This is a genomic window from Thiohalomonas denitrificans (genome assembly GCF_900102855.1).
GTDB classification, from domain to species: Bacteria; Pseudomonadota; Gammaproteobacteria; order Thiohalomonadales; family Thiohalomonadaceae; genus Thiohalomonas; species Thiohalomonas denitrificans.
Genome location: NZ_FMWD01000007.1, coordinates 241,314 through 247,863, shown reverse-complemented (window position 1 = coordinate 247,863; position 6,550 = coordinate 241,314). Strand labels below are relative to the sequence as shown.

General features: G+C 58.3%; 9 protein-coding genes. 4 read left to right on the top strand and 5 right to left on the bottom strand.

Features of this window, described 5'->3' with window-relative positions; all coding sequences use genetic code 11:
- Window positions 1-348, top strand: a 348-nt coding sequence (locus BLP65_RS12620) for a group II intron maturase-specific domain-containing protein (protein ID WP_281180220.1), incomplete at its 5' end; no start/stop codon positions are given.
- A gap of 113 nt (window positions 349-461) precedes the next feature.
- On the opposite strand, the gene BLP65_RS12615 is transcribed toward BLP65_RS12620, so the two are convergent.
- The 5 genes from BLP65_RS12615 to BLP65_RS12595 form a co-directional block, all read right to left on the bottom strand.
- Window positions 462-611, bottom strand: a complete 150-nt coding sequence (locus tag BLP65_RS12615) for a hypothetical protein (RefSeq protein ID WP_217631991.1) — start codon at window positions 609-611, stop codon at window positions 462-464.
- A 67-nt stretch (window positions 612-678) separates the two neighbouring features.
- A complete protein-coding gene (locus BLP65_RS12610) occupies window positions 679-1,875 on the bottom strand; it encodes an IS4 family transposase (protein WP_175452562.1) in 1,197 nt (398 codons plus the stop codon).
- Between the two features lie 230 nt (window positions 1,876-2,105).
- Window positions 2,106-2,651 (bottom strand): hypothetical protein, encoded by a 546-nt coding sequence (locus BLP65_RS12605; protein ID WP_092997750.1) that lies wholly within the window; start codon window positions 2,649-2,651, stop codon window positions 2,106-2,108.
- Between the two features lie 45 nt (window positions 2,652-2,696).
- Window positions 2,697-3,005: a nucleotidyltransferase domain-containing protein gene (locus tag BLP65_RS16760; protein WP_092997747.1), complete on the bottom strand. Its 309-nt coding sequence runs from the start codon at window positions 3,003-3,005 to the stop codon at window positions 2,697-2,699.
- On the bottom strand, window positions 3,002-3,205 hold the full coding sequence (locus tag BLP65_RS12595; RefSeq protein ID WP_092997745.1) for a hypothetical protein: 204 nt from the start codon (window positions 3,203-3,205) through the stop codon (window positions 3,002-3,004). Before BLP65_RS12595 ends, BLP65_RS16760 begins: the two co-directional genes overlap by 4 nt.
- Before the next feature lie 511 nt (window positions 3,206-3,716).
- Between BLP65_RS12595 and truA the strand changes: the two genes are divergently transcribed.
- From truA to trpB, 3 genes are all read left to right on the top strand, one after another.
- On the top strand, window positions 3,717-4,499 hold the full coding sequence (truA, locus tag BLP65_RS12590; RefSeq protein WP_092997742.1) for a tRNA pseudouridine(38-40) synthase TruA: 783 nt from the start codon (window positions 3,717-3,719) through the stop codon (window positions 4,497-4,499).
- Window positions 4,500-4,677: 178 nt separating this feature from the next.
- Window positions 4,678-5,307 carry a phosphoribosylanthranilate isomerase gene (locus BLP65_RS12585; RefSeq protein WP_092997739.1) on the top strand — a complete coding sequence of 210 codons (630 nt, stop codon included), beginning with the start codon at window positions 4,678-4,680 and terminating at the stop codon, window positions 5,305-5,307.
- The gene (gene trpB, locus BLP65_RS12580; RefSeq protein ID WP_245688322.1) at window positions 5,291-6,508 is read left to right on the top strand and encodes a tryptophan synthase subunit beta; all 1,218 of its coding nucleotides are present in this window, start codon (window positions 5,291-5,293) and stop codon (window positions 6,506-6,508) included. The genes BLP65_RS12585 and trpB overlap by 17 nt, the downstream gene beginning before the upstream one ends.
- Window positions 6,509-6,550 lie beyond the last annotated feature (42 nt).

Below are 6,550 nucleotides of genomic sequence, written 5' to 3'. Positions count from 1 at the left end.
TCGATGGCTTACCGGCTGTACAAGCTCGTGCAGTATGTGCGTGGATGGATGGGGTATTTCGGCATCTCCGAATACTATCGCCCGATCCCCGGACTCGATCAGTGGCTGCGCCGCCGGATCCGAATGTGCTACTGGAAACGGTGGCGCAAGACGCGGACCAAGGTGCGCAACCTGCTGTCACTGGGGACGAGCAAACGCCACGCGATCTTCACAGCCCTCAGCAGCAAGAGCTACTGGCACCTGTCGAAGACGCTGGCGACGCAAACGGGGATGACGAATGCATGGCTGAAGAGTCAGGGGCTGATCAACATCCGCATGCTGTGGATGAAAGCCCATGGCTATGCCTGAACTTCTCGTGTGCTTCTTTCTTGTGAACCGCCTAGTGCGGACCCGCATGCTAGGTGGTGTGGGGAGGGCGGGCTAAATACCCGCCCTTACCCGATTGGGCATGGCGGCGGCTCCTACTTGCCACCTGCGCCAGAAGAGCCCGGCGTGCTGTGCTTCCTGATGACTTGCGCAATCTCGGCATTGAGCTTGGCTTGCTCAGCAGCGGCTTTCGCCTCTGCTGCCCGCAACGCTTCCGCGCCCTTCGGATCAAAACGATTGCCCACATAGTTCGCCGGATTTTCCTCGGGGAAATCCTCAAAGTACTCAGACCCTGAGGGATCCCCACGAATTTCACGCTGTAGCTCCGAATTCCGGTTCGCATAGGGAGCTCCTGAGTTGCGCTAGTAACCGGCTGGTTAAATCCAGCTCGCCTCGGCGAATGACTCGCAAGCCAAGGAAGACCGACGATAATACTGAACGCGACTTCACAGTATTGGCTTGATAGCGCCAGTGCAGGTTTTTGGTTTGGGCCACCTTGCCGTGCAGCCAAGCCGTGAACAGAGCCAGTGCATTGATCAGCAGCAGTACGGAATAGCGTTCTGCGGAGCGCGAGCGTGAGCGATCCAGACCCATTCCGTAGTACTCGCTCTTGGTGTCTCGAAAGTTCTCCTCAATAGCCATCCGCTTTCGGTACGCTGCAAGCACCTTCTTAGTTTCGGTCTTCCCACCGGGTAAGGAGGTGACGATAAGCCAAGGTTCGCGTTCACGGGCAGCATTGGTCTTACTGTGCTTCGACTCGGCTTTATGTCCATGCCGGGTGTTCTTGCGCCGGCCTTTTGGTGGCTTTCGCAATCCATAGACGGCACATTCTATCGGGTTGGAACGAGCCACAAGGAAAGCTCCCAAGTACGTCGGTTTCCCGGTTTTGAGAACATTCGCCACACGGGTGCAGCGCACCCAAAACTCTTCATCCGGCCTGGTAATTTGCACGGTTCCGCGTATACGGCCGATCCAGTCCCAGCCGAGTGCTTCAACTGCCCGAAACCAGGGATTCTTGAACCCGGCGTCCGTGACCAGAATCGGCTCGCAGTGTGGCGGCAGCAAACTCGCCAACGTCGCCAGGAACTCCGTCTGGACGCTTCGGCTGCCAAGGCAATTCCGCTCATGGACCTCTTCATAGATCGCCAATGCCCGACCACCCACGGGCACAGAAGCACGCAGAAGATGAAAACGCTCATCAGGACTCAGTGGCGACCAGTCGACCAAGATCAGCGGACGGACAGTTCCACCTAGAATCCATTCAGCCATGTCTTGGTAGGCGACGGAAACTTGCTGCCGCAGGTGTTCATTGCCGGCCAAACGATCCATTCGCTTGATGCAGTGCTTCTCGCCAACCTCTCCGATGATACCGCGGCCAAGCGCTGTCACTGTCACACACCTCTGCGCCAAAGCGGATTCGACGGCGACCTTTACGGCCGTATAGCGGGCGGCGTGCATGGTTTGACATAGGCCCGTGAGGCACGTATCAAGGATATCGGTGGCATGCATCTTCGGCTCCTTTTTCTGAGGGCTTCTTACGTTTCGCAACCGCAAGAAGATCATGTCAGAAGGTGCATGTCCACCCCTATCTCTTTTAGAGTCAGCTAGTTACCGTTCCAATTCGTGGGGATTACTCAGACTCAGACCATTCACCCATGTGCTTCTCCTATTTGTGATGCCCAACGCCCGCGTAATAGGCGCGAGCTTGCGAGCGTCCTAATTGACGCGTTTGTTATATGTTACTGTTTCTTTTTAACTTCAAGGCCATCCAAAAGCTTATTAAGCACAACAGCTGATAAATCAGAAGTTGGATGGCCGGGGAGCGGGCTTTCAACCTTCTTTTCTTTACCAGAGAATACTGAACTAGGTTGATAGGAGAACGCATCAGCAGTAAGCGATAAACGCACTTCTGAGTTAAACCCCTCTTTATCAGAATTATTAGCTGCCACACGTATGCGCATAAAACCAATCTTGTAGTGCTCAGTTCTCGAAATTTCATTCAAGTGAAAACGATAAATTGCCATTACTACACCGAATACAACTACAAATATGGCAAACAAACCATATAGCACTACATCCGGTATTTTTGCTGAAGCTAAAGCGGAATCAGGCATAGCAGCAGTCATATATAAAGGAAAAATATAGAGCATCAGGATGACCACTAAAACGGTTACGCTAAACGTCCTCAAATAGGAGAATATGCGACGCCCTTCATCTTTGTTTTTTTCTATATAAGCATCCAATGCCTCAATAGAAGCATCAATGCTATTTTTTTCTTCTGGCATGAACTCTCCTTTTTCATATAACACCGTAAAAAAACTGAAAACCGTCTACTCCAGGGCGTCTTTGAGATCGTTGTCGTAGGCGACGTTGCGTTCGCTCTTTTTGTCCGCGGTGACGATGAGGATGTCGAAGTCGGAGTGGTATTCGTGGGTGACGTGGTCCTCTTCGTAGCGGTCTTCGACCCAGTCGCCGCGGGCGTGGGAGCCGAAGAGGATGATCATTTCCACGTCGTGGCGCTCGCGGATGGCGGCAACGGCCGCTTTCAGCTCGTCGAACTTGGAGGGCGGCAGGTGTTTGGGCTTTTTATGCATTTTGTACCAGGCCGGGGGGCCGGTGGTTTCCATGATTGCGCTCATGCCCGGTCCTCCCTGCGGGTGGCGGTGGACTTGATGTTGCGGATGCACTCTTCGAGATTGTTCAGGTCCTGGAGAACATGGGCGAAGGCGGCCCGGTCCACGTCCTGTAGATCGGTGGACGGCAACAGCAAGTCGGCGAGCAGGCGCACTTGCGATGCGGCCAGGAGGAGGTCCTCCCTGGCGTTTTTGTATTCTTCCATTGTGTCCTCCTGATAGTCGTCCGTGTGTTCGTTTGGGCACTTGGCTATCAGGTGCGGCGGGGTTGTTTCTCGGAGGGGGAGGGGATGTTTTCTCCTGACCGGGTTTTGTATCAGCCCCTCGCCCGGGTTCGACTTCACCGGGCGCATCGGCCGCCTGAGTACGGGTTTATCCTAACGCGAGGTGTTGGGCGGGTCCAATGGATGGAACCGGGCGGTTGGTAAGCTGTTCTTTGGAGTGGTGCGTTTTTGGGCGGGAGGGGCTCCGAACGGGTAGAATTGGCCGGTTTGTGGCCGTCCGGCGCTCTGTTCACTCGAGGCAGTGAGAGAGGGCGCCTTGGGCTTTTTAACAGGCTGCTGAAAAACTTTCTCTCCCTGAGGGGCTGGGGTAAGGGGTCAATATAAGCTAAGTTACTGATTTGTACCCCCTCATCCTAACCTTCTCCCTCAGGGAGAAGGGACAAAAAACCTTTTTCAACAGCCTGTTAGGGCTGTAACTCTTTATATTAATGTCATGCGGATCGCTTTTGGGGTTGAGTACGACGGCAGCCGGTACTGCGGCTGGCAGTTGCAGAAACAGAAGGTGCCGACCGTCCAGGGGGCGGTGGAGACGGCGTTGTCGAAGGTGGCCGACACGCCGGTACGGGTGCACTGCGCCGGGCGGACGGATACCGGGGTGCACGCTACGGAGCAGGTGATCCACATCGATACCGAGGTGGAGCGGGAGGAGCGTGCCTGGGTGTTCGGCGGCAACGCCAATCTGCCCAAGGATGTCGCGATTCTCTGGATGAAGGCGGTCCCGGACGATTTCCATGCGCGGTTTTCGGCGGTGCGGCGCAGTTACCGCTACGTGATTTTCAACCGCGCGGTGCGCCCCACCTTTCTTCAGCACCGGGTCAGCTGGGCGTGCCGGCCGCTGGATGAGAGCCGGATGGCTGAAGGGGCCCGCCACCTGCTCGGGGAGCACGACTTTTCCTCCTACCGTGCCGTTGCCTGCCAGGCCAAAAGCCCGGTGCGCACGCTGCACCGGCTCGATGTCTCCCGGCAGGGGCGTTTCATCTTTCTGGACCTCGAGGCCAACGGCTTCCTGCATCATATGGTGCGAAATATCGCCGGTGTGCTGATGGCCATCGGCAGCGGTGGACAGGAGCCGGGCTGGACCAAAGAGGTACTGGAGGCGCGGGATCGCACCCTGGGCGGCGTTACCGCACCGCCCCACGGACTCTACCTGACCGGTGTGGGGTATCCCGAGCGTTTTGGTCTGCCGTCGCTTTCGCAGGAAAGCGTGGTCTGGTAATCTGCCGGGTTCCGGGTGTTGTGTTCAAACCGCTAAGGACGCGAAGAGCGCGAAGTAAAAGATAAAGGTTTTTGCCCGACACCGATTCGGTCGGCGTGCAGGCGCAATGATTTGTTTTGAAAGGTATCTTTGTGACCTTGGCGTTCTTTGCGGTAAATCAATCATCCAGGGCTCGGCCATGAGGCGTACCCGCGTCAAGATTTGCGGAATCACCCGCCTCGATGACGCCCGTGTGGCGGTGGAGGCGGGGGCCGATGCCATCGGACTGGTGTTCTATCCGCGCAGTCCGCGGGTGGTGACGGCCGAGCAGGCGGCGGCGATTGTCGCCACGCTGCCGCCCTTTGTGACGGCGGTGGGGCTGTTTGTGGATGCCGATCGCAAGGATATCGATGCGGTGCTGGAGCGGGTGCCGCTGGATCTCCTGCAGTTTCACGGCGGCGAGACGCCGGAGAGCTGCGACTCCTTTGGCCACCGGTATATCAAGGCCGTGAGGATGCGTCCCGGTATCGACCTGCGGGAGATGGCGGAGCGCTATGCATCCGCCGACGGGCTGCTGCTGGATGCCTATCAAAAGGGTGTGCCCGGCGGAACGGGGGAGCGATTCGATTGGGATCGAATCCCCGATGACTTGAATCTGCCCGTGGTGCTGGCTGGTGGGTTGGACCCGGGGAACATTACGGATGCGGTCCGCAGCGTGCGGCCCTTCGCCGTCGATGTCAGCAGTGGCGTCGAGGCAGACAAAGGTATCAAGGATGCGGCGAAGATCGCCGCGTTCATGCGAGGAGTACGGCGTGCAGAGATCGACTGAAAACGATTCCACGAAGCTGCCCGACGAGCGGGGCCATTTCGGCCCGTACGGCGGCCGTTTCGTATCCGAGACCCTGATGGGGCCCCTCGAGGAGCTCCGCGAGGCCTACGAGCGCTATATCAAGGATCCCGAGTTCCAGGCCGAACTGGACGAGGACCTGCAGCAGTTCGTCGGCAGGCCTACGCCGCTCTATTTTGCCGAGCGCTGGACCCGCAAGCTGGGCGGTGCGCGGATCTATCTGAAGCGTGAAGACCTGAACCATACCGGCGCCCACAAGGTGAACAACACCATTGGCCAGGCACTGCTCGCCAAGCGCATGGGCAAGACCCGCATCATCGCCGAAACCGGGGCGGGGCAGCACGGCGTTGCCACCGCGACGGTGGCCGCCCGGCTGGGTTTGGAGTGTGTGGTCTACATGGGCTCCGAGGACGTCAAGCGCCAGGCCATCAATGTTTATCGCATGCGCCTGCTGGGCGCGAGAGTGGTGGCGGTGGAGTCCGGCTCGAAGACGCTGAAGGATGCTCTCAACGAGGCGATGCGTGACTGGGTCACCAACATCGACGACACCTTCTACATCATCGGCACCGTAGCGGGGCCGCACCCCTATCCTGCCATGGTGCGCGACTTCCAGGCGATCATCGGCCGCGAGGCCCGTGAGCAGATCCAGGCGCAGGAGGGACGGCTTCCCGATGCGCTGGTGGCCTGCGTGGGCGGCGGTTCCAACGCCATCGGCCTGTTCTATCCGTTTATTGATGATGCTTCCGTGGCCATGTACGGCGTCGAGGCCGCCGGTGACGGTCTGGATACCGGTCGCCATGCCGCTCCGCTCTGCGCGGGCCGTCCCGGCGTGCTGCACGGCAACCGCACCTACCTGATGGAGGACGCGGACGGGCAGATCATCGAAACCCACTCGGTTTCGGCGGGGCTGGACTATCCGGGCGTCGGTCCGGAGCACGCCTGGCTCAAGGATTCCGGTCGCGCCAACTACGTCGCGATCACCGATGACGAAGCCCTGGCCGCTTTTCATGAATTGACGCTTACCGAAGGCATCATGCCGGCGCTGGAGTCGAGTCATGCCCTGGCCTATGCCATGAAGCTCGCCCCCGAACTCGGCCCCGACAAGGTCATCATCGTGAATCTCTCCGGGCGTGGCGACAAGGATATCCATACGGTCGCGGAGCGGGAGGGGATAGTGGTATGAAGTATACGACATACAAATTTCGCGAGAGCCAGGGAGGGCGGA